This is a genomic window from Variovorax paradoxus, from assembly GCF_009498455.1.
Taxonomy (GTDB): Bacteria; Pseudomonadota; Gammaproteobacteria; order Burkholderiales; family Burkholderiaceae_C; genus Variovorax; species Variovorax paradoxus_H.
The window spans coordinates 7,232,147-7,256,370 of record NZ_CP045644.1 but is presented as its reverse complement, the minus strand read 5'-3'; the positions used below and the strand labels follow the sequence as shown (position 1 = coordinate 7,256,370).

Sequence of the window (24,224 nt, the reverse complement as noted above, 5' to 3'; positions counted from 1 at the left end):
AATCCCATGCCCGTGAACCTGTCCGCCCCTGATCCTGCCGCCTTGTTCGCGGTGCCCGGCGTCCGCATCGGCGTGGCCGAAGCCGGCGTGCGCAAGGCCAACCGCAAGGACCTGACCGTCGTGCTGATCGACGAAGGCTCGGCGGTCGGCGGCGTGTTCACGCAGAACCGTTTCTGCGCGGCACCCGTGCAGGTCTGCCGCGACCATCTGGCGGCCAACTACGGCATCCGCGCGATGGTGATCAACACCGGCAATGCCAACGCCGGCACCGGCGAAGACGGCCTGATGCGCACGCGCTCGACCTGCATCGCGCTGGCCCGCCACCTGGAGCTGGCACCCGAGCAGATCCTGCCGTTCTCGACCGGCGTGATCATGGAGCCGCTGCCCGTGGACCGCATCGAAGCCGGCCTGCCGGCCGCGCTGGCCGACGCCTCGGAAAGCAACTGGGGCCGTGCCGCCGAAGGCATCATGACCACCGACACGATCCCGAAGGCGTTCAGCCGCCGGGTGCAGATCGGCGGCGCCACGGTCACCATCACCGGCATCAGCAAGGGCGCCGGCATGATCCGCCCGAACATGGCGACCATGCTCGGCTTCATGGCAACCGACGCGAAGATCGACCCGTCGCTGATCCAGCCGCTGGCCAAGCAGCTGGCCGATGCCTCGTTCAACCGCGTGACCATCGACGGCGACACCTCGACCAATGACTCGTTCGTGGTCATCGCCACGCAGAAGGCCGCGCACGCGACCATCACCTCGCTCGACTCGGCCGACGGCCAGGCGCTCGTGGCCGCGATGCGCGACGTGGCCCGCCTGCTGGCGCAAGCCATCGTGCGCGACGGCGAAGGCGCGACCAAGTTCATCACCATCCAGGTCGACGGCGGCAAGGACACGGCCGAGTGCCGCCAGGTGGCGTATGCCGTGGCGCATTCGCCGCTGGTCAAGACCGCCTTCTTCGCCAGCGACCCGAACCTGGGCCGCATTCTGGCGGCCGTCGGCTATGCCGGCATTGCCGACCTTGACCAGACCGGCATCGACCTGTTCCTGGATGACGTGCACGTGGCCGTGAAGGGCGGGCGCAACCCGTCGTACCGCGAGGAAGACGGCCAGCGCGTGATGAAGCAGAGCGAAATCACCGTGCGCATCGGCCTGGGCCGCGGCACCGCCACCGAAACCGTGTGGACCTGCGACTTCAGCCACGAATACGTCACGATCAACGCCGACTACCGGTCATGAACGAGCAGTTCCAGAAGCTGATCGAGCGCGCCGAGCAGCTCATCGGCCGCATCGAATCGATCCTGCCGCAACCGCTGGCTGCGCCGACCGACTGGAGCGCTTCCATCGCGTGGCGCTACCGTCGCCGCAGCTCCGGCCATGGCGTGCTGGAGCCCGTGAAGCACGTGGCCACGATGGCGCTCGATTCGCTGAAGGAAATCGACGTCCAGAAGGAAAAGATCGAGCGCAACACGCGCCAGTTCGTCGAAGGCAAGCCGGCCAACAACGTGCTGCTGACCGGCGCACGCGGCACGGGCAAGTCGTCGCTGATCCGCGCCTGCCTGCAGGCCTATGCGCCGCAGGGCCTGCGCCTGATCGAAGTCGACAAGGCCGAGCTGGTCGACCTGCCTGACATCGTCGAGGTGGTCTCGCAGCGTCCCGAGAAGTTCATCGTCTTCAGCGACGACCTGAGCTTCGACGAAGGTGAGCCGGGCTACAAGGCGCTCAAGTCGATCCTCGACGGATCGATTGCCGCCTCGACGCCCAACGTGCTGATCTACGCGACCAGCAACCGGCGCCACCTGCTGCCCGAGTACATGAAGGACAACCTCTCGTACACCCACACCGAAGATGGCGAAGTCCATCCGGGTGAGGTGATCGAAGAAAAGATTTCGCTGTCGGAGCGCTTCGGCCTCTGGGTGAGCTTCTACCCCTTCAGCCAGAACGAATACCTGACGATCGTGGGCCAGTGGCTCTCGTCGTTCGGCGTCGACGAAGCGGCCATCGCCGCAGCGCGGCCTGAGGCGCTCGTGTGGGCGCTGGAGCGCGGCTCGCGCAGCGGCCGCGTGGCCTACCAGTTCGCGCGCGACTACGCAGGGCGGGCTGGCGCGTGAGCGAGGCTGTGAAATCGGCGCGCAAGCACACCGAAGTGGCCGTCGGCGTGCTGATCCGGCTGGCCGACGATGCGCTGCTGCTCACCACGCGGCCCGAAGGCAAGGCCTACGCGGGCTACTGGGAGTTTCCGGGCGGCAAGATCGAGGCCGGTGAAACGGTCGAAGAAGCCCTGCGCCGCGAGCTGCAGGAAGAACTGGGCATCACCATCGGCGGCGCCGAGGTCTGGAAGGTCACGGAGCACGACTACCCGCACGCGCTGGTGCGCCTGCACTGGTGCAAGGTGACGGACTGGACCGGCGAATTCGAAATGCGCGAGAGCCAGTCCATGGCCTGGCAGCAGTTGCCGCTCGAGGTGGCGCCGGTGTTGCCGGGGGCGTTCCCCGTGCTGCAGTGGCTGTCGGAGGAGCGCGGTCTGCCGTTCGTGCCGCCGCCAGTCATCGCGCCGGCCCACTGACCGATTGATGCACCCCAAGTACCGTCCGGACATTGACGGCCTGCGTGCCATTGCGGTGGGCGCCGTGCTGGTGTACCACGCGTTCCCGACCGCGCTGATGGGCGGCTTCATCGGGGTCGACATCTTCTTCGTGATCTCGGGTTTCCTGATCACGACCATCATTCTGCAAAGCCTCGCGGCGGGTGACTTCACCTACCGCGACTTCTACGCGCGCCGCATCCGCCGGATCTTTCCGGCCCTGATCGTGGTGCTGCTGGCGACCCTGTGCGCGGGCTGGTACCTGCTGCTGTCCGACGAGTTCGCGGAACTCGGCAAGCAGACCGTGGGGGGCTCGGCCTTTGTCGCCAACCTGGTGTTCTGGAGCGAGTCGGGCTACTTCGATACGGCGGCCGAAACCAAGCCGCTGCTGCACCTGTGGTCGCTGGGCATCGAGGAGCAGTTCTACATTTTCTGGCCGCTGCTGCTGGGGTTGGCCTGGCGCAAGCGCTGGCCGATGGTGCGCGTGGTGCTCGCGGTGGCAGCGGTGTCGTTCCTGATCAACGTGACGACGGTGCATCCGCTGCCCGCGGCGTCGTTCTATTCGCCGGCCTCCCGCTTCTGGGAGCTGATGGTCGGCGGCATCCTGGCGTGCATGCGCCTGAAGCCGCCGGCACCGAATGCGTGGCGCAGCCACGTGCAGTCGGTGCTGGGCGTGGGCCTGATCGTGCTCGGGTTGGTGATGATCCGCAGCAACAAGGCGTTCCCGGGCTGGTGGGCGCTGCTGCCGACGCTGGGCGCGGTGAGCTGCATCGCCGCGGGGCCGAACGGCGTGCTGAACAAGTACCTGCTGTCGAACCGTGTGATGGTGTGGATCGGCCTCATCAGCTACCCGCTGTACCTGTGGCACTGGCCGCTGCTGGCTTTCGTGCGCATCGTGGAAGCCGATCCGCTGCACCCGTCGCCGGTCTATCGCGCGGGCGCGATGGTGGCGAGCGTGCTGCTGGCGTGGGCGACCTACCGCTTTGTCGAGCGCTTCGCACGCAACCGGCTCGGCGCGGGAACGCTCAAGGCACTGGGCGCGGGCATGGTGCTGGCGGCCGCCGCGGGTGTCGCGATCTTTCTGGGCGTGCCGGAGCCGCGCAATAACAGCGCCCGGCTGCAGGTCGTGGCCAACGCCACGCTGGACGGCGACTACTACGAGGGCTTCAAGCTCGATCAGATCGGCGAGCAGCTGGTCTACAAGGTCGGCAGTGGCCCGAAGCGCGTGCTGTTCCTGGGCGACAGCCATGTGCAGCAGTACGCACCGCGCGTGATGGAGCTGGCCCGCACGCTGTCGATGCCAGACAAGTCGGCCTGGTTCGTGACCCAGGGTGCCTGCCCGGCCGTGCCGGGCGTGCATGCAGACAAGAATATCGGCTGCGCCGAACGGCGCGATGCCATGCTGGCCTACGCGATGGGCCCCGAGGTCGACTCGGTGGTGATCGGCGGTTGCTGGAACTGCTACTTCATCGGCCAGGGCGCGCTGGACTACTACTTCCGCGACGCCGACAACAAGCGCCATCCGTTCCAGAACGGTGACGGCATCGAGCGTTCCCTGGCGTCGATGGAGTTCACGCTGCGCGAACTCGCGCGGCACAAGAAGGTCTACCTGCTGCTCGACAACCCCGGCGGCCCGGAGTTCACGCCCAAGCGGCTGATCGAAGGCAGTCGCCTGACGCACATGGAGGCCATGTCCTCGACCCCGACCGCGCCGCTGCCGGCCGACCAGAAGCAGCTCAACGACCGGCTGCGCGCCATCGCGCAGGCGAGCGGGGCGGAACCGATCGACGCCATGTCGGTGCTGTGCAAGAACGACCAGTGCCTGCGCACGCTGCCCGACGGCGCCCCCGCTTACAAGGACGCTGACCACCTGCGTCCGCGCTACACCCGGGAAGAGGCGAGCTATTTCGACCGCACGGTGCGCAGCGCACCAGCCGCCGCGCAACAGCCGGCGCGCTGAGCGAGCCCGCCGGACCGACGATGCATCCCAAGTACCGCCCGGACATTGACGGCCTGCGCGCCATCGCGGTGGGCTCGGTGCTGGCGTACCACGCCTTCCCGAGCCTGCTGCCCGGCGGCTTCATCGGGGTCGACGTCTTCTTCGTGATTTCGGGCTTCCTGATCACGACCATCCTTCTCCAGAGCCTTGCGGCGGGCGACTTCACCTACCGCGACTTCTACGAGCGACGCATTCGGCGCATCTTTCCCGCGCTGGTGCTGGTGCTGCTCGCCACGCTGGCGTTCGGCTGGTACGTGCTGCTGCCCGGCGAGTTCTCGCAGCTCGGCAAGCAGACCACCGGCGGGGCCGCTTTCTTCGCCAACCTGGTGTTCCTCGGTGAAGCGGGGTACTTCGATGCCACGGCGGAGACCAAGCCGCTGCTGCACCTGTGGTCATTGGGTATCGAGGAGCAGTTCTACATTTTCTGGCCGCTGCTGCTGGGGCTGGCCTGGCGCAAGCGCTGGCCGATCCTGCGGGTGACGCTGGCGGTGGCCATCATTTCGTTCCTGGTCAACGTGCTCACGGTACAGCCGTACCGCGCCGCGGCGTTCTATTCGCCGCTGTCGCGCGCGTGGGAGCTGATGGCCGGTGGCCTGCTGGCGGTCATGCGCCTCCAGCCGACGTCGACGTCGGCGGATGCGCGGCCGATGCTGAAGCACGTGCAGTCGGTGGTCGGCCTGGGACTGATCGTGCTGGGCCTTTTCATGACGCGCAGCACCAAGGCGTTTCCCGGCTGGTGGGCGTTGCTGCCGGTGCTCGGCGCGGTGAGCTGCATCGCCGCAGGTCCGAACGGCGTGCTGAACAAGTACCTGCTGTCGAACCGTGTGATGGTGTGGATCGGCCTCATCAGCTACCCGTTGTACCTGTGGCACTGGCCGCTGCTTTCGTATGCGCGCATCGTCGCGGGCGGCGAGCCCTCGCTGCAGGTGCGCATCGCGATGGTGGTGGCTTCGGTCGTCCTGGCCTGGGTCACGTACCGTTTCGTGGAGCGCTTTGTCAAACTGCACCTCTCGCAGGGCATGCTGCGCGGGCTGGCCGCCGGCGGCGCGGCGCTGGCGCTGGTCGGCGTGCTGGTGTTCCTGGGCATGCCGCAGCCGCGCCACGACAGCCAGGCACTGCAAGCCGTGGCCGATGCGACGCGCGAAGACAACTACTACGGGGGCTTCGAGGAATCTGCACTCGGTGGCCAGTTCGTTTACCGCACCGGCAACGGCAAACACAACGTGCTGCTGATCGGCGACAGCCACGTCGAGCAATATGCGCCGCGCGCACTCGAGCTGGGGCGCACGCAGCCCGACAAGGCCCGCACGGTGTACTTTGCGACCAGGGATCGTGCCCGCCGGTGCCGGGCCTGTTCAGCGGTGCCGACACGGCCTGCGACGCGCGGCGCGCGGCCGTGCTCGATCTGGCGCTCCAACCGGAAATCGACTCGGTGGTGCTCGGGGCCTGCTGGAGCTGCTATTTCACCGGCGTCGGACCTGCGGTGAACTATTTCGTCGACGACAAGAAGGTCGTGCACCCGTTCCAGAACGGCGACGGCGTTGACCTGGCGCTCCAGTCGCTGGGCGAGGTGCTGAGGCGTCTGTCCGCGGCGCACAAGAAGGTCTACCTGGTGCTCGGCAACCCGGTCGGCATGGATTTCGATCCGCTCAAGCAGATCGAGGGCAGCCGCTTGGGCGGGATGCGCGTCAGCGAGCAAGGCAAGGCCCCGTTGCCGGAAGACCAGGCGCAGTTCAATGCGCGGCTGAAGCAGGTGGCCGAAGCCAATGGCGCGCAGGTGATTGCGCCGTTCGCCAGCTTGTGCACTGACGGCCAGTGCCTGCGCAGCATGCCGGACGATGGTTCGCCGGCGTACAAGGACATCGGTCACCTCCGGCCGCGCTATGCGCGCAGCTTTGCGACCTACATGGATCCGGCGTTGCTGGACGAGGACGCAGGCGGCAAGTAGTCGTCGGCGCGGCGGGGCGGTTACTGGACCTTCGGGTCGCCGAACGGATCGTCGTCGGGCGGGGCCTCGGTCGGCATCCGGAACTCTTCGCTGGCCCAGGCGCCCAGGTCGATGCCCTTGCAGCGCGCGCTGCAAAACGGGCGGTAGCTGTTGCTCGGCGCATAGACGCTGTCGCCGCCGCACGTGGGGCAACGGACGATCCGCTCGCCCTTGTCGTTCACCTCGGTCATGCGCAGAGAGTCAGCTCGAAAGGCGCGTCGTCCGAGCTTGGATGGAGGCGATCGTCCTTGTCGTGCCGCATGAGGCGCACGGACACCATGAGGCGGTTGCCGCTGATTTCAGGAATCAGGCCCAGCTTCGGGTCGATGCGCAGGCGCAGCAGCTGGAAGCTGCGGCCTTGCGGCAGGTTCTGCTGGAACTGGCCGTTGGTCGCGATCACCTTGTAGGGCACGTCGGCGTCGCGCAGCAGCTTGAGCAGCAGGTAGATCGACGACGCCAGCGGAGACAGGGTGTTCGACCAGCGTTCGAGGTCGGCGCGACGGCTGGCGGCCGGGCGGTGTTGCCAGGCGAAATAGGCGGGCAGGTCGAACTCGCAGGTGCCGCCCGGAATGCCGGCGCGGCTGCGGATGCTCATGAGCCACTCGTTTTCCGTCAGCGCCTGGCCGGCCTTGCCCGCCACGCCGTTCAGTGTGGTGAAGTTGCGCTCGAGCTGGCCGACCACCTGGTCGAGCACGGCTTCGGCGATGGCCGGATTGCCCCGGTAGCCGTTGAACACGTTCTTGTGCTTGTCGAGGTCGCGCATGACGTCGGCCTTGAGGTCGGCTCGCGCGGCCACGTCCATGATCTCGAAGATCGTGACCAGGGCGTAGTGATGGGACAGCGGCGATTCGGAGGGCACCAGTTCACCGAGCCGGCGGAAGAGGTGCTCCAGCCGCAGGTAGGTGCGGGTGCGCTCGTTGAAGGGGTACTCGTAGAGGATCACGCGTATCGGCTTTTCAGATCAGGTTCGAGCTCATTGCGATTTTGCAATTGGTGCCGGCAGCACCTCACGCACAGCCTCCAGCATACGCTGGCCGAAAAGAATGTAACCCTGGGTCGAGACGTGGGTCTCGTTCGCGGGAAATAGATCCGTCATCTTGAAGCGGTTTTTCTCCGCAAGATCGAACAGGTCCGGCCCGATATTTTGCGGGTTGAATTCGGCCCTGAACGCATCGGCATGGTTTTGTTGCAAATAGACCGTGCTCTTGTTGGGCACGACCATCCATACCACCTTGTAGGGCGCGGCGCTGTTCTCGAAGCGCTTCATGAAGCGTGCCGACTCGACCGACAACGGGGCGTTGACGCGGTCTTCGGCGGTCACCAGCAGCTTGTCGCACGCGCGGTGGCTGAACTGCTTGCAGCCGTCGGGCACCTTGCGCGCGTCGATCAGCGGGCCCCAGTGCTCGGGGGTGTTGGTCCAGCTGTCGGAGCGCAGGATGGCGCGGGTGTTGTGATAAGTGAACCAGCCGCTGAGCAACTGGGCGTCCCAGTTGAGCTGGAAGCCGGGGGCTGGTTTGGACGGATTCTCACCGGGCGGCGGGGTCGGCTTGAAGGCGTGCTTCATCGTCTTGCAGGCCGCGGACTTCTCGATGCGGTCTTCGAGCAGGCGCTCGATGCTTTCGACGATGACGACCTTGCCCTTGAAGCCGGACTTTTGGAGCCAGCTCGCGAAGTCCTCGCACAGCGGGCCGGTGTTGTCCCAGTGCGTGGTGGTGAGCTTGTAGCCGGCGCCCACGAGCACCGATTGCCAGACGTAGCGCACCGAGAAGCTGTCGCCGATCACCAGGATGTCGGATTCCTGGATTGGCCAGGTCTTGACGTTGGCATCAGGGATCGGCGGAGGCGGTACGTGCCAGCCGAACTCTTGCTCCGAGATGCGACCGATGCGGGTCAGGTCGCCGTACGGAATGGGCGTGAAGAGGCTGACGACCAGCAGGGCGCAGCACACCAGGTAGCCGGCGGCGAAGATGCGGAGCCAGACCTTGGCCGATTTCGTGTCTTCCATGTCAGAACTGGAAATAGAGGAACGGGCTGTAGCTGCCGAACTTCGACACGCACAGACCGAAAAGATAGACGCAGCCCAGTCCGGTGACCCATGTGGCCAGGCGTTGCAGGCGGGTCGTCCGGCCAGGCCGGCGACGTTCGGAATCCAGCGGTCGAGGGTGATCGTCGGCGGCAGCGCCAGGCAGATCACGAGGCCCACGAGGATGGTCTGGAAGAATTCGGGCTTGCGGAACGGAACGCGGAACTCGCCGAAGGCCGACACGGGGCGCCGTGCAGGCCGAGCATGCCCTTGTAGATCTCGATGGCAGCCGTCATGCTGTCGGCGCGGAACACGACCCAGGCGATCATCACGCACAGGAAGGTGATGAACCAGCCGATCACGCGGCCGTACCAGGTGGTCTTGGTGTTGCCGCGGCGCACCTTGGCGTTCCAGAAGTGATTGACCATCAGGTAGGCGCCATGCAGCGCGCCCCAGATCACGAAGGTCCAGGCGGCACCGTGCCACAGGCCGCCAAGCAGCATCGTCAGGAAGAGGTTGAGGTAGCGGCGTGCCGGGCCCTTGCGGTTGCCGCCGAGCGGCACGTAGAGGTAGTCGCGCAGGAAGGTCGACAGCGAGATGTGCCAGCGGCGCCAGAACTCGATCATGTTGGTCGACTTGTAGGGCGAGCGGAAATTGAGCGGCAGCTGCACGCCCAGGCACAGCGACAGGCCGACCGCCATGTCGGAGTAGCCCGAGAAGTCGAAATAGATCTGCAGCGTGTAGGCCAGCACACCGAACCACGCGGTGTACAGGGAGGGCAGCACGCCCTCGTGCACGCCCTTGAACATCATGTCGGCGTACTGCCCGAGCGGGTCGGCGATCAGCATCTTCTTGGCCAGGCCGAAGACGAAGATGCCCAGCCCGAGCGCCACGTTGCTGGCGTTGAACCTGTAGGTCGCCGGGCTGTTGAACTGCGGCATCATCTGCGCGTGGTGCAACACCGGACCCGCGATCAGGTGCGGGAAGTAGGTGACGAACAGCATGTAGTGGATGAAGCTGCGCTCATGCACCTTGCCCTGCCAGCAGTCGACCAGGAAGGCGATCTGCGTGAAGGTGTAGAACGAGATGCCGATCGGCAGCACGATGTGCACCAGATCGATGGGCGTCATACCTGCCGCGACCAGCCCGGCGTCGACGTTTTCCAGGAAGAAGTTGGCGTACTTGAAGACGGCCAGCACGCCCAGGTTGATCACCAGCGCGGCGATCAGCAGCGTCTTGCGCTTGCGGTCGTTGCGGCCCGGCGCGGGTGTCAGCTGCAGGCCGAACCAGTAGTTGACGCAGATCGAGCCGAGCAGCAGCGGCAGGGCCTGCACGCTCCACCAGCCGTAAAAGAACAGCGAGGCCAGTCCGAGGAAGCCGGCGGCAGCGCGGGTGTTGCGTTTGCCGATCAGGAAGAACCCGATCAGGACCAGCGGGAAATAGACAAAAATGAAGGGATACGAGTTGAAAAGCATCTCGGGGAGGGCACTGCAGTGGCGAGCGCCTTTTTGTCGTAATCGTTATAGAGCCGCCGGGGCGGCTGGTCTCCGATTATCGCGTGGTGGCCGCGGCCCACAGCTTCCAGAGACCCCGCACCTCGGTGCCCAGTTCCCCGAGCGTCAACGACTCGTTGTAAATCACGGCGTCGGCGGCGGCCCGGCGTGCCTTGCGCGGGGCTTGTTGGGCGATCACGGCGCGCACGGCTTCGGGGGCCCAGCCTGAACGGGTCATGACGCGCTGCAACTGCGTTTCTTCCCGGGCATCGACCACCAGCACGCGGTCCACGAGGGCGCGCCAGCGGCCCGATTCAACCAGCAGGGGCACATCGAACACGACAACGGCATCGTCGCCGGCCGCGGCGGCCTGGCGCTGGGTCTCGGTGCCGATCAGCGGATGCAGGATGGCTTCGAGGCGGGCCTTGGCGCCCGCATCGGCGAACACCAGTTGGCGCATGGCCGCCCGATCGAGGCTGCCGTCGGGGGCAATGACTGAAGGGCCGAATGCGGACTCGAGGGCGGGCATCGCGATACCGCCGGCCTGCGCGATGCTGCGCGCAATGGCATCGGTGTCGACGAGCACCGCCCCTTCGGCCAACAGCAGCGATGCGACCGTGCTCTTGCCGCTGCCGATGCCGCCGGTCAGGCCGATGCGCTTCACTGCCATGCCGCTGCTGTTCCTAGAGGGCCAGGGCGCCGAAGGGGAAGGCGAAAGGAATCCATTGCTTCACGACCGCGGGACCGGCCACGAGGCAGATCAGGCCGGCACCGGCCAGGAACGGTCCGAAGGCGATGGGGATGTCCTTGTGGGCCAGCTTGCCGGCAAAACGCAGCGCGAGGCCGATCACGGCGCCCACCACCGACGACACGAGGATGATCGCGATGAGGTAGTCGGCGCCGAGCCAGGCGCCCAGTGCGGCGAGCAGTTTGAAGTCCCCATGTCCCATGCCTTCCTTGCCTGTGGCCAGGCGGTAGGCATGGTACACAAGCCACAGGCTCAGGTAGCCGAACACGGCGCCCCAGACTGCGGCGTTCAGGGCGACGCCGGTCCAGCCCATGGCAGCACCGATCAGGCCCAGCCAGAGCAGGGGGTAGTTCAGTGAATCGGGCAGGAACTGCGTGTCGAAGTCGATGAGGAACTGGCAGATCAGCACCGCGCCGAAGGCCGCCCAGAGCGCGCCTGCCGGGGTGATGCCGAAGCGATGCGCGCACAGGGCGAACAGCCCGCCGGTGATCAGCTCGACAAGGGGATAGCGCGGGCTGATCGACGTCTTGCAGCTGGCGCATCGGCCGCGCAGCAGAAGGTAGCTCAGCACGGGGATGTTCTGGTACCAGCGGATCCGGTGGCCGCAGGCACCGCAGCGCGAAGCAGGGCGCGAAAGGTCGAAGGGTGGCAGCTTCTCGAGGGCTTCGGCCGCTTTGTCGGCCGCCGCTTCGAGGCCCGCAGGCGGCACCGACTTCGGGCCGAAGACCAGCGACCACAGCGAAGGCATGTCCTTCGACGACATGAGATTGGCGACCGCATCGCTCAGCCAGCCCCGGTACATCATGATCGGCGTGCGGTAGATCACCACGTTCAGGAAGCTGCCGACCAATAGCCCCAACACACCGGCGAGCGCGGTGTCGAACCCCTGCGACACCAGCATCAGACGACCTGGCCGAGCTTGAAGATGGGCAGGTACATCGACACCACGATGCCACCGATGATGACGCCGAGGAACACGATGATGATGGGCTCCATCAGGCTGGAAAGGCCGGCGACCATGTCGTCGACTTCGGACTCGTAGAAGTCCGCGGCCTTGCCCAGCATGTGATCGATGGAGCCCGATTCCTCGCCGATGGCGGTCATCTGGATCACCATCGAGGGGAACAGGTTGACGTTGGTCATGGCCGTGGTCAGGCTGGTGCCGGTCGAGACTTCCTGCTGGATCTTGGCGGTGGCGTCTCCGTACACCGAGTTGCCCGATGCGCCGCCCACGGAATCGAGCGCCTCGACCAGCGGAACGCCGGCTGCGAACATGGTGGCGAGCGTGCGGGTCCAGCGGGCCACGCAGGATTTTTCGATCAGCGTACCGAAGATGGGAAGGCGCAGCAGCAGGCGGTCCATGACCTTCTGGACGCGCTCGTTGCGCTTCCAGGCTTGCAAAAAGAAGTAGATGCCGCCGCCGAGCACGCCGAAGATCAGCCACCAGTAGGAAACAAAAAACTCGCTGATCGCCATCACGATCAGCGTCGGTGCGGGCAGGTCGGCACCGAAGGAGGAGAACACCTGCTTGAACGCAGGGATCACGAAGATCATGATGATCGCGACCACCACGAAGGCCACGACGACCACCGAGGTCGGGTACATCAGCGCCGACTTGATCTTCGACTTGATCGCCTCGGTCTTCTCCATGTAGGTCGCCAGGCGATCGAGCAGGTCTTCCAGAATACCGGCGGCCTCACCGGCTTCCACCAGGTTGCAATACAGGTTGTCGAAGTACTTCGGAAACTTGCGGAACGCGGCCGACAGCGAGGTGCCGGTCTCGACATCGCTACGGATGTCGTTCAGTAGTTTGGCCACACTCGGATTTGCGTTGCCGCGCCCCACGATGTCGAAGGACTGCAGCAGCGGCACGCCCGCCTTCATCATGGTCGCGAGCTGGCGCGTGAAGATCGCAATGTCCTTGGGCTTGATCGACTTGCCCGAGCGCATGCGGCGCTTCTTGATCTTGGACGCCAGCACGCCCTGACGGCGCAGCGCCGCCTGGACCTGGTTCTCCCCGGCGGCGCGAAGCTCGCCGCGCACCAGCTTGCCGTTGCGGTCCTTGCCTTCCCATTCGAAGACGAATTCCTTGTGCGTGACCTGGGAGCGGGAGGATGCCACTGTTGCCATTCGATCTCCGGTTCAGTGTGTTCGTTATAGGTTGGTGCAGGCCACGACTTCTTCGAGCGAAGTGAGGCCCTGCATGACTTTGCGAAGGCCCGACTGGCGCAGCGAGCGCACGCCTTCGGCTTCGGATTGGTTCGCGATGTCCAGTGCGCTGCCATCGCGCAGGATGATTTCCTGGATGGCTTCCGTAATCGGCATCACCTGGTAGATGCCGACCCGGCCCTTGTAGCCGCCGCTGCAGGCGGCACAGCCGACCGGGCGGTACGGCTTCCAGGTGCCGTTGATGTCTTCCTCGTTGAAGCCGGCTTCAAGCAGGGCTTCGCGCGGGATGTCGATCGGCACGCGACACAGCATGCACAGCCGGCGCGCAAGGCGTTGGGCAGTGATCAGGATCACGCTTGACGCAATGTTGAAGGGCGCGATGCCCATGTTGCGCATGCGCGTCAGCGTGGTCGGCGCGTCGTTGGTGTGCAGCGTCGAGAGCACCAAGTGGCCGGTTTGCGCGGCCTTGATCGAGATGTCGGCGGTTTCGAGGTCGCGGATTTCGCCGACCATGATGATGTCGGGATCCTGCCGCAGGAAGGCGCGCAGCGCCGCCGCGAAGGTGAGGCCGGCCTTCTCGTTGACGTTGACCTGGTTGACGCCGGGCAGGTTGATTTCCGACGGATCTTCCGCCGTCGCGATGTTGACGCCCGGCTGGTTGAGCAGGTTCAGGCAGGTGTACAGCGACACGGTCTTGCCCGAGCCCGTGGGGCCGGTCACCAGCACCATGCCATACGGGCGGCCGATGGCGTGGAGGAGCCGTTCTTTCTCGTCGGCGTCGTAGCCCAGGGCGTCGATGCCCATGCGGGCGCTGCTCGGGTCCAGGATACGCACGACGATCTTCTCGCCGAACAGCGTGGGCAGCGTGCTCACGCGGAAGTCGATCACGCGATCGGGACCGATCTTGAGCTTCATGCGGCCGTCTTGCGGCACGCGTTTTTCCGAGATGTCGAGCCGGGAAATGACCTTGATGCGCGAGGCGAGCTTGTCCTTGATGACCGTGGGCGGGCTGGCGATTTCGCGCAGTTCGCCGTCTACGCGGAAACGGACCCGGTAGTGGTGTTCGTAGGGCTCGAAGTGAATGTCCGAGGCCCGCATGCTCACTGCGTCGAGCAGCATCTTGTGCAGGAAGCGCACCACGGGTGCGTCTTCGACTTCGGCGATGGCCTGCTCGTTGGCGTCGCCCGACGTGTCGGCCGTGACATCGTCGAACTCGAACTCGGTGCCGACGATGCTGTTGATCGTTTCCGCCGCACTGGCTGCGGCGGCTTCGATCATGCGCGAAAGCTTGTCGTACTCGGCGATGACCCAGTCGACGCCCATCTGCGAGGCGAACTTGATCTTTTCCGCAGCCTGCTGGTCCGACGGGTCGGCCGTGGCGACGATCAGACGGTTGTTGCGCTTGCTGAGAACGACGATGCGGTAGGCGTGGCAGAGCTTCGGATCGAGCAGGTCCTTGGGCAGGCGCTGGTGATCGATGGCGTCGAGGTCGAGCAATGGGGCGCCGAAAGCGCTCGACAGGGTGTGGGCGAGGTCTGCTGCAGAGACGGCGCCGGTGCCGGTCAATTCGGCGATGAAGCTGGTGCGGCCGCTCAGCGACTTCTGATAGATCTCTTCGGCCGATTTCGCTGCAAGCTTGCCGGCGGACACCAAAGCGCGCGCCAAGCCGGGAAGGGCGATCTGCGTAGTTTCTTTAACGGGAATTTCGGCAGCGGCCATTCAGCGAATGCAAAAGATGTGAAAAAGTGCTTCACGATCATCGCTGAACACGCCTGTGCTGTAAATCGTTACACAGCAACAGGCGCTGACAAAACTGGACCAGTCGAGAAAAACTGGTCGGGGTGAGAGGATTCGAACCTCCGGCCTCTACGTCCCGAACGTAGCGCTCTACCAGGCTAAGCTACACCCCGATTGGTTGCAAGAAAAAAACTCGTCCTAGATGCCAACTCTGTGGAGGTGTTTCAGGCACGTCGCTCAAGCAACTGAGCCGCTAATTGTAGCAAACCTGAAGCGTGCAAATTCGATGGAAGGTTGCGCAATGCATGAATTGCGCGTTCGGCCTCTGCGGCTGCGGCTGCGCGCGAGGCTTCCAGCGCGCCGGTTTCGCGAACGATCTCGACGATTTTCCCTAACTGGGCGGTGTCGCCGGCCTCGATGGCAGCGCGCACAAGTGCGCTCTGTTCGGGCGTGCCGCGTTGCATGGCGAAGATCAGCGGCAAGGTCGTCTTGCCTTCGCGCAAGTCGTCGCCGACGTTCTTCCCGGTTTCCTGGGCGTCGCCTGCGTAGTCGAGTACGTCGTCGATCACCTGGAAGGCGGTGCCCAGCGCTTGTCCATAGGTGGCGCAGGCTTCTTCGACTTCGGGCGTGGTGCCGGCCAGCACGGCTGCCAACCGGGTGCTCGCCTCGAAGAGCTTGGCGGTCTTGGAGCGGATCACGCGCAGGTACGCCGCTTCGTCCAGCGAGGCGTCGTGCATGTTCATCAGCTGCAGCACTTCGCCTTCCGCGATCACGTTGGTCGCTTCGGCCAGGATCTGCATGATGCGCATGTTGTTTGCATCCAACATCATCTGGAAGGCGCGCGAGTACAGGAAGTCTCCCACCAGCACGCTGGCGGGATTGCCGAAGGATTCGTTGGCGGTTGCGCGACCGCGTCGCAGAGTCGACTCGTCGACCACGTCGTCGTGCAGCAGGGTGGCGGTGTGGATGAACTCCACCACGGCCGCCAGATTGAAGCGTTGGTCGCCGGTGTAGCCGAGTGCGCCCGCCATGAGCAGCAAGAGCGCCGGCCGCAGTCGCTTGCCGCCGGCCGAGATGATGTATTGCGAAACCTGGCTGACCAGCGGAACGCCGGTGTTCAGTCGCAGGGCGATCACACGGTCGACTTCGACCATGTCGCCGGCAATCAGGTCCAGCACGGTGGCGGTGGGGGAGGTGTCGGCGGCGGGAACTGGCAAAGCGAAGGCGCGGGGCGCTGCGAAGATGAGGGCGGCCCTGGGGGCCGGAACGCCGGAATTATAGGGAGCCGTGCACGAATCCCGGGCGCGTCTCAGAGTCGGGGTGGTGGGCGGTCGCAAAGCGCGCTATAATCTTGGGCTCTGCGGAATTCGCTGCGGGGACTCATTTCTAAGAGGTTTACATGTACGCGGTCATAAAAACCGGCGGCAAGCAATATCGCGTTGCTTCCGGCGAAAAAATTAAAGTAGAACAGATTGCTGCGGACGTAGGCCAGGAAATCGTGATCGACCAGGTTCTGGCTGTCGGAAACGGCGCTGAAATCAAGGTTGGCACGCCCCTGGTGTCCGGCGCAACGGTGACAGTCACGGTACTGTCGCACGGCAAGCACGACAAGGTCGGCATCTTCAAGATGCGCCGTCGCAAGCACTATCAAAAACGTCAAGGCCATCGCCAGCAGTTCACCGAACTGCAAATCGGCGCGATCGCCGGCTAAGGAGCACATTCCATGGCACAGAAAAAAGGCGGCGGCTCAACGCGAAACGGGCGCGATTCCAAGCCCAAGATGCTCGGCGTGAAGGCCTTCGGCGGCGAACTGATCAGCGCAGGCTCGATCATCGTGCGCCAGCGCGGCACCCAGTTCCACCCCGGCGTGAACGTCGGCGTGGGCAAGGACCACACGCTCTTCGCCCTGGTCGACGGCCACGTGTCGTTCGGTCACAAGGGTGCGCTGAACAAGCACATGGTCAACGTGACGCCCGCGGCCTAAGCCCCGCCAGTCACTTCGATCTTTCCGAGGCCCCGCATTGCCGGGGCTTCTTCATTTGTAAACTGGACATCCCATGAAGTTCGTCGACGAAGCCTTCATCGACATCGCCGCGGGCGATGGCGGCAACGGCTGCGTGTCGTTCCGACATGAGAAGTACAAAGAGTTCGGCGGCCCCAACGGCGGCGACGGCGGCCGTGGCGGCCACGTGTTCGCGGTGGCCGACTCGAACCTCAACACCCTGGTCGATTTCCGCTACTCGCGCCGGCACGAAGCCAAGCGCGGCGAGCACGGCATGGGCTCCGACATGTTCGGCGCCGCGGGCGATGACATCGTCCTCAGGATGCCGGTCGGCACGATCATCACCGACGCCGAAACCGGCGAGGTTCTGTACGAGATGCTCACGGAAGGTGAGGTCGTCACGATCGCCAAGGGCGGCGACGGCGGTTTCGGCAACATGCGCTTCAAGAGCGCGATCAACCGTGCGCCGCGCCAGAAGACGCCTGGCTGGCCCGGCGAGAAGAAGAGCCTTAAGCTCGAACTCAAGGTGCTGGCCGACGTGGGCCTGCTGGGCATGCCCAATGCGGGCAAGTCGACCCTGATCAGCGCGATCTCGAATGCCCGTCCCCGTATTGCGGACTACCCCTTCACCACACTGCACCCCAACCTGGGTGTGGTGCGCGTCGGTCCGGAGCAAAGCTTCGTGGTCGCCGACCTGCCCGGCCTGATCGAAGGCGCGTCCGAAGGCGCCGGCCTCGGTCACCTGTTCCTGCGGCACTTGCAGCGCACGCGCCTGCTGCTGCACGTGGTCGACATGGCGCCGTTCGACGATGCCGTCGATCCGGTCGCCCAGGCCAAGGCCATCGTGGGTGAACTGAAGAAGTACGATGCCGCGCTCTTCGAAAAGCCGCGCTGGCTGGTGCTGAACAAGCTCGACATGGTGCCTGGCGACGAGCGCGCGGCGCTGGTCAAGGACTTCGTCAAGCGCCTGCGCTTCAAGGGCCCGGTCTTCGAGATCTCGGCGCTCACGCGCGAAGGCTGCGAGCACCTGATCAAGGCCGTGTACCAGCAGGTCAAGGCCCAGCAGGTGGCCGAGCACGAGACCGTCGTGGTCGATCCGCGCTTCGTTCCGCTGCCGCCGGAAGGAAGCTGAGCGCGTCGCGGCGCCTTCGGTGCTGCAAAATGGATAGCAAGCAGCGCAGGCTGCATCCCTGAAACACGCCTTCTTCCTTCATGACCTCGAATTCCGGTTCCACTGCCTTGCGGGATGCCCGCCGTATCGTCGTCAAGGTGGGCTCCAGCCTTGTGACCAACGAGGGGCGCGGCCTCGACGAAGCCGCCATCGGCGAGTGGTGCCGGCAGCTGGCGCAGCTGGTGCGCGACGGGCGCGAAGTGGTCATGGTGTCGAGCGGCGCGATCGCCGAAGGCATGAAGCGCCTCGGCTGGAAAACCCGGCCGCACGCGATCCACGAGCTGCAGGCGGCGGCGGCCGTCGGGCAGATGGGCCTGGCCCAGATGTACGAGACCAAACTGCGCGAGAACCAGATCGGCAGCGCGCAGGTGCTGCTGACGCATGCCGACCTGGCAGACCGGGAGCGCTATCTCAATGCGCGCTCGACCCTCGTCACCTTGCTGCGCCTGGGCGTGGTGCCAGTCATCAACGAGAACGACACCGTCGTCAACGACGAGATCAAGTTCGGCGACAACGACACGCTCGGCGCGCTGGTCGCCAACCTGGTCGAAGCCGATGCGCTAGTCATCCTGACCGACCAGAAGGGCTTGTACACGGCCGATCCGCGCAAGGACCCCGACGCCAAGTTCGTGCACGAGGCCGCCGCAGGCGACCCGGCGCTCGAAGCCATGGCGGGCGGCGCCGGCTCGAGCATCGGGCGGGGCGGCATGATCACCAAGATCCTTGCGGCCAAGCGTGCGGCGGGTTCCGGCGCCTCGACGGTCATCGCCTGGGGCCGCGAAGCCGACGCGCTGCTGCGGCTCACGCGCGGCGAGTCCATCGGCACGCTGCTGGTGGCGCAGACCGCCAAGCACCAGGCGCGCAAGCGCTGGATGGCCGATCACCTGCAGCTGCGTGGGGCTGTCATCGTCGACGCCGGCGCGGCTGCCAAGGTGCGCGGCGAAGGCAAGAGCTTGCTGCCGATCGGCATGACGAGCGTGTCGGGTGAATTCTCGCGCGGCGACGTGATCGCAGTACGCGATGTCGACGGTGTCGAGCTGGCCCGCGGGCTGGCCAACTATTCGAGCGTGGAGGCCCGGCTGCTGTGCCGCAAGCCGTCAGCGGAATTCGAGCGACTGCTGGGTTACGCGGCCGAGCCGGAGATGGTGCACCGCGACAACATGGTGTTGATGCCCGGTTGATCGCCAAGGCGGGGCGCCATGCCCCGCCGCCACTTCACGGCAGTTCGCGCAGCGGATTGCGGATGTTCTGCACCATCTCGTTGACCGAGCTGCGCGGCGCGTTGCCCCGGCACAGGCCTTGGGACGCCAGCGCCGGCACGTAGCTGGAGTTCATGTCCTTCACGCGCTTCCACTCGGGCGACTTCGTTTCCTGCCAGGCACCGTTGTTGAAGCGGGCATAGCTCTTCATCTCTGCCGTCGAGCAGCGCACGCCTTCGTAGAACGCATTGACGGCACCGCCCGCCCGGTTCTGCGCCACCACCACGTAGCGCACGATGCCGTCCTTCGTGATGGCGATGGTGTTCGGGTCGACGCCGAACTTCAGCGTCATGTAGGGCGGCATGGCGATCGGCAGCAGACGCGCTTCGCTGAAGGTGGGCGGCGGCGGCACTGCGGTTTCTTCCCACTCCTTGTCCTGCTCGGTGCTCTTCGGCGCGGGTGGCATGCCGGCTTGGGCCCAGTCGGGGTTGTCGGTGTCGTAGCCGCGGGAGGCGCAGGCAGCCAGCAGGCTGACGCAGGCGATGACGAGCGCACGCTCAGCGTGGCGTCGGGAAAGAAGAAGGCGCGCTGTTCTTGGGAGGAGGTTCATCGCTCGCAGAAGGAATGTCGGGATGCGGATCGAAGCTGCCGCCGGGCGGCAGGTCGAGGCCCGCAGGTGCTCCATGGTCCAGCGTGTGGCGCTCGAATTCTCGGGCGCGCACGTTGCTGCGCAGGAAGCGGTTGCGGAAATCCTGCCGGGGCAGGTAGCGAGCAAGCTCGGTAAGCGCCATCTCGTAGACGCCGCGCTTGAACTCGACGACCACGTCGAGCGGGACCCAGTAGTCATGCCAGCGCCAAGCGTCGAATTCGGGATGGTCGGTGGCACGCAGGTTGAGATCCCAGTCGTGGCCGACAAGTTGCAGCAGATACCAGATCTGCTTCTGGCCTTTGTAGTGGCCCCGTGCGTCACGGCGGATGAACCGATCCGGCACCTCGTAGCGCAACCAGTCGCGGGTACGGGCCACGATGCGCACATGCTCCGGATGGAGCCCGACTTCCTCGTGCAGTTCCCGGAACATGGCTTGCTCGGGACTTTCGCCACGGTCGATGCCGCCTTGCGGAAACTGCCAGGAATGCGTGCGTATGCGCTTGCCCCAGAAAACCTGGTTTCTCTGGTTGAGCAGGATGATGCCGACGTTGGGCCTGAAGCCGTCCCGGTCGAGCATAATCAAACCCCAATTTTTGAACTGAGTCGATTATGCATGCCGGGTTGCCCTCGGCAAGCGACCGGTTCCGGGCTCTCAGGGTCTATCCGGGGTGCCTGTCTCCCTCCTCACTTCGAACCCACCTGCGCGATCCCGATGAAAGCTTCCCGATTTTTTGTCTCCACCCTGAAGGAAGCGCCCGCTGACGCGGAGGTCGCGAGCCATCGGCTCATGATGCGCGCCGGCATGATCAAGAAGCTCGGCACGGGCATCTACACGTACATGCCCATGGGCCTGCGCGTGATCCGCAAGGTCGAGGCCATCGTGCGCGAAGAGATGAACCGCGCCGGCGCCGTCGAGCTCGCGATGCCCGTGGTGCAGCCGGCCGAGTTCTGGCAAGAGACCGGCCGCTTCGACAAGATGGGCCCCGAGCTGCTGCGCATCAAGGACCGCCACGACCGCGACTTCGTGATCCAGCCGACCAGCGAAGAGGTGGTGACCGACATCGCCCGCCAGGAAATCCGCAGCTACAAGCAGCTGCCGAAGAATTTCTACCAGATCCAGACCAAGTTCCGTGACGAGCGTCGTCCGCGCTTCGGTCTGATGCGCGGGCGCGAGTTCATCATGAAGGACGCCTACAGCTTCGACCGCGACCTCGACGCGGCCAAGGCCAGCTACCAGGTGATGGCCCAAGCCTACCGCAACATCTTCGACCGCTTCGGCCTGCGCTACCGCGCCGTGGCGGCCGACAGCGGCGCCATCGGCGGTGACCTGAGCGAAGAGTTCCAGGTGATCGCCGCCACCGGCGAAGACGCGATCGTCTACTGCCCCGACAGCACCTACGCCGCCAACATGGAAAAAGCCGAGGCACTGGCCCCGGCCGGCCCGCGTCCTGCCGCCGCCAATGCGCTCGAGAAGACGCCCACGCCCGGCAAGGCGACCTGCGCCGACGTGGCCGAGCTGCTCGGCGTGCCGCTGGCCACCACCGTCAAGTCGCTGGTGCTGGCCACCGACGTTCTCGATGCCGCCGGCGACATCAAGGGCGCGCAGATCTGGTTGCTGCTGCTGCGCGGTGACCACGACATGAACGAGATCAAGGTCAGCAAGCTGCCCGGCCTCGACAAGGGCTTCCGCTTTGCCACCACCGCCGAGATCGACGAGCACTTCGGCTGCAAGCCGGGCTACCTCGGCCCGCTGAACCTCAAGAAGCCCGTCAAGCTCGTGGCCGACCGCGAAGCCGCCGTGCTGGCCGACTGGATCACCGGCGCCAACGAGGTCGACTTCCACATGACCGGCGTCAACTGGGGCCGCGACCTGCCCGAGCCCGACCTGGTGGCCGACCTGCGCAACGTGGTCGCCGGCGACGCCTCGCCCGACGGCAAGGGCGTGCTGGCCATCGAGCGCGGCATCGAAGTGGGCCACGTCTTCGTGCTCGGCACCAAGTACAGCAAGGACATGAACGCCACCTATCTCGACGAAGGCGGCAAGCCGCAGTTCCTCGAGATGGGCTGCTACGGCATCGGCATCACGCGCCTGCCCGCCGCCGCCATCGAACAGAACCACGACGAGCGCGGCATCATCTGGCCCGACGCGCTGGCGCCGTTCACGGTGGTGGTCTGCCCGATCGGCATGGACCGCAGCCCCGAGGTCAAGGTCGCGGCCGAAGCGCTCTACGAAGCGCTGCTGGCCAAGGGCGTCGACGTGCTGCTCGACGACCGCGGCGAGCGCCCCGGCGCAATGTTCGCCGACTGGGAACTGATCGGCGTGCCGCACCGCGTGGTGATCTCCGACCGCGGCCTCAAGGAAGGCCAGCTCGAGTACCAGGGCCGGCGCGACACCGCGGCCACCAAGGTGCCTGCCGCCGGCATCGCCGACTTCATCGCCGGCAAGCTCGCGGCATGAGCGTGGCGGGCGGCTTGTCGCGACGCAGCTGCCTGCTGGGCAGCGCCGCCGCCGGCGCCCTCACAGCTCTGTCACTGCCGCAAACGGCCTGGGCCGGCGCGCAGATCGAAGAGCCGCTGATCGACTCGGTGCGCACCGCGCTGAGTTCGGCCGTCCACAACAAGGCGCCGCCGGTGCCGCAGTTTGCCGACACCGAGGCCCGCCTTGCGTACCTGCGGTGGCTCGGCGAAATGAGCGAGCGCCTGCGCAAGAAGGTCGCTGACCCATCGACGCGCATCGAGTTCTTGCAGACTGTCTGGTACGAGGCCAAGCGCTCGGGGCTCGACGTGAGCCTGGTGCTGGGCCTGATCCAGGTCGAGAGCAACTTCCGCAAGTTCGCCGTCTCCAGTGCGGGCGCGCGCGGCTACATGCAGGTGATGCCGTTCTGGACCCGCGTGATCGGCGACAGCGACTCCGCCAAGCTGTTCCACATGCAGACCAACCTGCGCTTCGGCTGCGTGATCCTGCGCCACTACCTCGACCGCGAGAAGGGCGACCTGTTCATGACGCTGGGCCGCTACAACGGCAGCCGCGGCAGGGCGCCGTATCCGAACGCCGTGTTCGCGAACCAGCGGCTCTGGGCCTACGTCGACAAGGAACGCGAGCGCGACCGCTCGGCGGCCTGAGCGCAATCGCTCAGTCGGCGACCACGGCCTTGGCGGTGGCCGATCCCCTGGTCACCATCACCTGGTCGATGCGGTAGCTGTCGACGTCCATCACCTCGAAGGTGTAGCCGCCCCAGGTCACGCTGTCCGTGCGCTTGGGCACGCGGCGCAGCATCACCATGAGGAAGCCGGCCAGCGTTTCATATTCCTCGGCATGCGGCAGCTCGTCGATGTGCAGAGCGCGCTGCACGTCCTGGATGGGCGTGATGCCGTCGATCAGCCACGAGTTCTCGTCGCGCTTCACGATCTGTTCTTCTTCGGGCGTCGACGTCGACACCAGGTCGCCCATCACCGTGCTCATCACGTCGTTGAGCGTGATCACGCCGACCACCAGGCTGTATTCGTTGACGATGATCGCGAAGTCTTCGCGCGCCTGCTGGAACTGCTCGAGCACTTCGGTGAGCGACAACCGGTCGGGAATCACCAGCGCCTTGTGCAGCGTCAGGCCCTGGTCGAAGGCCAGCGGCTGGCCGCTGAGCACGCGCTGGAACATGTCCTTGGCATCCACGTAACCCAGCACGTGGTCGATGTCGCCGTCGCACACCGGGTAGGCCGAAAACGGCTCGGCCACGATGCGCGCGCGCAGCACCGACTCGGGGTCGTCGTGCAAAAACCAGGCGATGCTTTCGCGCGCCGTCATCACGCTGCTGACGAGGCGCGTGTCGAGCTCGAACACGTTGGCAATCACCTGCTGCTCGCGCGCCGCCAGCACGCCGGCCTGCGCGCCGGCCTCGGTCATGGCAAGGATGTCGGCCGAGGTGATCTTGTCGTCGCGCGCCATCGGCATGCCGAGCACCTTGAACAGCAAATCGGTCGCGCGCGTGAAGAACCACACCAGCGGCTTGAAGGCGGTGATCAGCAGCAGCATCGGCCCGACGATGCGCACGGCAAGCCGCTCGGGCGCGCTCATGCCCAGGCGCTTGGGGAACAGGTCGGCGAACACCAGGAACACCGCGATCACGATCACGAACGAGCACAGGAAGGCGATGTTGGCCGCGACCTCCACGCTCAGCCAGTTCTCGAAGAAGCGCGCGAAATACGGGCTCAGCGAGCCTTCGCCGACCACGCCGCCGAGGATCGCCACGGCGTTCAGGCCGATCTGCACCACGGTGAAATAGTGGCCCGGCTGCTCCTGCACGCGCAGCACCTTTTCCGCGCGCGGGTCGCCCTCGTCGGCCATCTGGCGCAGACGCAGGCGGCGCGAGGCGGCCAGGCAGATTTCGGCGAGGGAGAAGAAGGCGCTCATCGCGATCAGCAGCGCGATGATGAGCAGGCTTTGGGTGAGAGTCATGGCGGCACGTTGT

22 protein-coding genes, 1 tRNA gene and 1 pseudogene are annotated in these 24,224 nt (G+C 65.6%); 11 read left to right on the top strand and 13 right to left on the bottom strand.

Going from position 1 to position 24,224, the window contains the following annotated elements; translation table 11 throughout:
• Positions 1-6 precede the first annotated feature (6 nt).
• From argJ to GFK26_RS34740, 5 genes and pseudogenes are all read left to right on the top strand, one after another.
• Positions 7-1,236, top strand: coding sequence for a bifunctional glutamate N-acetyltransferase/amino-acid acetyltransferase ArgJ (gene argJ / locus GFK26_RS33780; RefSeq protein ID WP_153280315.1), 1,230 nt, complete (start codon positions 7-9; stop codon positions 1,234-1,236).
• Positions 1,233-2,108 (top strand): ATP-binding protein, encoded by an 876-nt coding sequence (locus tag GFK26_RS33775; RefSeq protein WP_153285793.1) that lies wholly within the window; start codon positions 1,233-1,235, stop codon positions 2,106-2,108. Before argJ ends, GFK26_RS33775 begins: the two co-directional genes overlap by 4 nt.
• Positions 2,105-2,563 (top strand): NUDIX domain-containing protein, encoded by a 459-nt coding sequence (locus GFK26_RS33770; RefSeq protein WP_228121848.1) that lies wholly within the window; start codon positions 2,105-2,107, stop codon positions 2,561-2,563. Before GFK26_RS33775 ends, GFK26_RS33770 begins: the two co-directional genes overlap by 4 nt.
• Before the next feature lie 7 nt (positions 2,564-2,570).
• A complete protein-coding gene (locus GFK26_RS33765; RefSeq protein WP_153285792.1) occupies positions 2,571-4,541 on the top strand; it encodes an acyltransferase family protein in 1,971 nt (656 codons plus the stop codon).
• 20 nt (positions 4,542-4,561) lie between these two features.
• Positions 4,562-6,528: pseudogene (locus GFK26_RS34740) on the top strand (acyltransferase family protein).
• Between the two features lie 20 nt (positions 6,529-6,548).
• On the opposite strand, the gene GFK26_RS33755 reads toward GFK26_RS34740, so the two are convergent.
• The 10 genes from GFK26_RS33755 to GFK26_RS33710 all read right to left on the bottom strand — a co-directional run bounded on the left by GFK26_RS33755 (position 6,549) and on the right by GFK26_RS33710 (position 15,954).
• Positions 6,549-6,758: a DNA gyrase inhibitor YacG gene (locus GFK26_RS33755; protein ID WP_153280313.1), complete on the bottom strand. Its 210-nt coding sequence runs from the start codon at positions 6,756-6,758 to the stop codon at positions 6,549-6,551.
• The gene (zapD, locus tag GFK26_RS33750; RefSeq protein WP_153280312.1) at positions 6,755-7,510 is read right to left on the bottom strand and encodes a cell division protein ZapD; all 756 of its coding nucleotides are present in this window, start codon (positions 7,508-7,510) and stop codon (positions 6,755-6,757) included. The genes GFK26_RS33755 and zapD overlap by 4 nt, the downstream gene beginning before the upstream one ends.
• Positions 7,511-7,540: 30 nt before the next feature.
• Entirely contained in the window at positions 7,541-8,572 is a 1,032-nt protein-coding gene (locus tag GFK26_RS33745; RefSeq protein WP_153280311.1) for a hypothetical protein, read from the bottom strand.
• A gap of 185 nt (positions 8,573-8,757) precedes the next feature.
• Positions 8,758-10,065 carry an MBOAT family O-acyltransferase gene (locus GFK26_RS33740; RefSeq protein ID WP_228121847.1) on the bottom strand — a complete coding sequence of 436 codons (1,308 nt, stop codon included), beginning with the start codon at positions 10,063-10,065 and terminating at the stop codon, positions 8,758-8,760.
• A gap of 76 nt (positions 10,066-10,141) precedes the next feature.
• On the bottom strand, positions 10,142-10,753 hold the full coding sequence (gene coaE, locus GFK26_RS33735) for a dephospho-CoA kinase (protein WP_194273996.1): 612 nt from the start codon (positions 10,751-10,753) through the stop codon (positions 10,142-10,144).
• A 13-nt stretch (positions 10,754-10,766) separates the two neighbouring features.
• Positions 10,767-11,732: a prepilin peptidase gene (locus GFK26_RS33730; RefSeq protein ID WP_153285791.1), complete on the bottom strand. Its 966-nt coding sequence runs from the start codon at positions 11,730-11,732 to the stop codon at positions 10,767-10,769.
• The gene (locus tag GFK26_RS33725; protein ID WP_153285790.1) at positions 11,732-12,961 is read right to left on the bottom strand and encodes a type II secretion system F family protein; all 1,230 of its coding nucleotides are present in this window, start codon (positions 12,959-12,961) and stop codon (positions 11,732-11,734) included. The genes GFK26_RS33730 and GFK26_RS33725 overlap by 1 nt, the downstream gene beginning before the upstream one ends.
• 24 nt (positions 12,962-12,985) lie before the next feature.
• Entirely contained in the window at positions 12,986-14,719 is a 1,734-nt protein-coding gene (gene pilB, locus GFK26_RS33720) for a type IV-A pilus assembly ATPase PilB (RefSeq protein ID WP_101488972.1), read from the bottom strand.
• A gap of 114 nt (positions 14,720-14,833) precedes the next feature.
• A tRNA-Pro gene (locus GFK26_RS33715) sits at positions 14,834-14,910 on the bottom strand.
• A gap of 51 nt (positions 14,911-14,961) precedes the next feature.
• On the bottom strand, positions 14,962-15,954 hold the full coding sequence (locus GFK26_RS33710) for a polyprenyl synthetase family protein (RefSeq protein ID WP_153286198.1): 993 nt from the start codon (positions 15,952-15,954) through the stop codon (positions 14,962-14,964).
• 182 nt (positions 15,955-16,136) lie between these two features.
• On the opposite strand from GFK26_RS33710, the gene rplU reads away from it, so the two are divergent.
• From rplU to proB, 4 genes are all read left to right on the top strand, one after another.
• Positions 16,137-16,448 carry a 50S ribosomal protein L21 gene (rplU, locus tag GFK26_RS33705; RefSeq protein ID WP_042578903.1) on the top strand — a complete coding sequence of 104 codons (312 nt, stop codon included), beginning with the start codon at positions 16,137-16,139 and terminating at the stop codon, positions 16,446-16,448.
• 12 nt (positions 16,449-16,460) lie between these two features.
• On the top strand, positions 16,461-16,721 hold the full coding sequence (rpmA, locus tag GFK26_RS33700; protein ID WP_013543198.1) for a 50S ribosomal protein L27: 261 nt from the start codon (positions 16,461-16,463) through the stop codon (positions 16,719-16,721).
• Positions 16,722-16,794: 73 nt separating this feature from the next.
• Positions 16,795-17,871 (top strand): Obg family GTPase CgtA, encoded by a 1,077-nt coding sequence (cgtA, locus tag GFK26_RS33695; RefSeq protein ID WP_153285789.1) that lies wholly within the window; start codon positions 16,795-16,797, stop codon positions 17,869-17,871.
• 80 nt (positions 17,872-17,951) lie between these two features.
• Entirely contained in the window at positions 17,952-19,091 is a 1,140-nt protein-coding gene (gene proB / locus GFK26_RS33690; RefSeq protein WP_153285788.1) for a glutamate 5-kinase, read from the top strand.
• Positions 19,092-19,125: 34 nt separating this feature from the next.
• On the opposite strand, the gene GFK26_RS33685 is transcribed toward proB, so the two are convergent.
• The gene (locus GFK26_RS33685; protein WP_153285787.1) at positions 19,126-19,719 is read right to left on the bottom strand and encodes a CNP1-like family protein; all 594 of its coding nucleotides are present in this window, start codon (positions 19,717-19,719) and stop codon (positions 19,126-19,128) included.
• The gene (locus GFK26_RS33680; protein ID WP_062474507.1) at positions 19,667-20,335 is read right to left on the bottom strand and encodes an RNA pyrophosphohydrolase; all 669 of its coding nucleotides are present in this window, start codon (positions 20,333-20,335) and stop codon (positions 19,667-19,669) included. The genes GFK26_RS33685 and GFK26_RS33680 overlap by 53 nt, the downstream gene beginning before the upstream one ends.
• Before the next feature lie 135 nt (positions 20,336-20,470).
• Between GFK26_RS33680 and GFK26_RS33675 the strand changes: the two genes are divergently transcribed.
• On the top strand, positions 20,471-22,216 hold the full coding sequence (locus tag GFK26_RS33675) for a proline--tRNA ligase (protein ID WP_153285786.1): 1,746 nt from the start codon (positions 20,471-20,473) through the stop codon (positions 22,214-22,216).
• Positions 22,213-22,881 (top strand): lytic transglycosylase domain-containing protein, encoded by a 669-nt coding sequence (locus GFK26_RS33670; RefSeq protein ID WP_153285785.1) that lies wholly within the window; start codon positions 22,213-22,215, stop codon positions 22,879-22,881. The genes GFK26_RS33675 and GFK26_RS33670 overlap by 4 nt, the downstream gene beginning before the upstream one ends.
• A gap of 10 nt (positions 22,882-22,891) precedes the next feature.
• On the opposite strand, the gene GFK26_RS33665 is transcribed toward GFK26_RS33670, so the two are convergent.
• Entirely contained in the window at positions 22,892-24,211 is a 1,320-nt protein-coding gene (locus tag GFK26_RS33665; RefSeq protein WP_153285784.1) for a hemolysin family protein, read from the bottom strand.
• Positions 24,212-24,224 lie beyond the last annotated feature (13 nt).

Excerpts from the sequence above, each read along its gene's own strand:
- GFK26_RS33725 (WP_153285790.1), bottom strand. The coding sequence starts at position 12,961 with ATGGCAACAGTGGCATCCTCCCGCTCCCAGGTCACGCACAAGGAATTC.
- GFK26_RS33740 (WP_228121847.1), bottom strand. The coding sequence starts at position 10,065 with ATGCTTTTCAACTCGTATCCCTTCATTTTTGTCTATTTCCCGCTGGTC.
- GFK26_RS33675 (WP_153285786.1), top strand. The coding sequence starts at position 20,471 with ATGAAAGCTTCCCGATTTTTTGTCTCCACCCTGAAGGAAGCGCCCGCT.
- cgtA (WP_153285789.1), top strand. The coding sequence starts at position 16,795 with ATGAAGTTCGTCGACGAAGCCTTCATCGACATCGCCGCGGGCGATGGC.
- GFK26_RS33775 (WP_153285793.1), top strand. The coding sequence starts at position 1,233 with ATGAACGAGCAGTTCCAGAAGCTGATCGAGCGCGCCGAGCAGCTCATC.
- GFK26_RS33665 (WP_153285784.1), bottom strand. The coding sequence starts at position 24,211 with ATGACTCTCACCCAAAGCCTGCTCATCATCGCGCTGCTGATCGCGATG.
- GFK26_RS33755 (WP_153280313.1), bottom strand. The coding sequence starts at position 6,758 with ATGACCGAGGTGAACGACAAGGGCGAGCGGATCGTCCGTTGCCCCACG.
- GFK26_RS33685 (WP_153285787.1), bottom strand. The coding sequence starts at position 19,719 with ATGAACCTCCTCCCAAGAACAGCGCGCCTTCTTCTTTCCCGACGCCAC.
- argJ (WP_153280315.1), top strand. The coding sequence starts at position 7 with ATGCCCGTGAACCTGTCCGCCCCTGATCCTGCCGCCTTGTTCGCGGTG.
- rplU (WP_042578903.1), top strand. The coding sequence starts at position 16,137 with ATGTACGCGGTCATAAAAACCGGCGGCAAGCAATATCGCGTTGCTTCC.
- GFK26_RS33670 (WP_153285785.1), top strand. The coding sequence starts at position 22,213 with ATGAGCGTGGCGGGCGGCTTGTCGCGACGCAGCTGCCTGCTGGGCAGC.
- GFK26_RS33765 (WP_153285792.1), top strand. The coding sequence starts at position 2,571 with ATGCACCCCAAGTACCGTCCGGACATTGACGGCCTGCGTGCCATTGCG.
- rpmA (WP_013543198.1), top strand. The coding sequence starts at position 16,461 with ATGGCACAGAAAAAAGGCGGCGGCTCAACGCGAAACGGGCGCGATTCC.
- pilB (WP_101488972.1), bottom strand. The coding sequence starts at position 14,719 with ATGGCCGCTGCCGAAATTCCCGTTAAAGAAACTACGCAGATCGCCCTT.
- coaE (WP_194273996.1), bottom strand. The coding sequence starts at position 10,753 with ATGGCAGTGAAGCGCATCGGCCTGACCGGCGGCATCGGCAGCGGCAAG.
- GFK26_RS33745 (WP_153280311.1), bottom strand. The coding sequence starts at position 8,572 with ATGGAAGACACGAAATCGGCCAAGGTCTGGCTCCGCATCTTCGCCGCC.
- GFK26_RS33730 (WP_153285791.1), bottom strand. The coding sequence starts at position 11,732 with ATGCTGGTGTCGCAGGGGTTCGACACCGCGCTCGCCGGTGTGTTGGGG.
- proB (WP_153285788.1), top strand. The coding sequence starts at position 17,952 with ATGACCTCGAATTCCGGTTCCACTGCCTTGCGGGATGCCCGCCGTATC.
- GFK26_RS33680 (WP_062474507.1), bottom strand. The coding sequence starts at position 20,335 with ATGCTCGACCGGGACGGCTTCAGGCCCAACGTCGGCATCATCCTGCTC.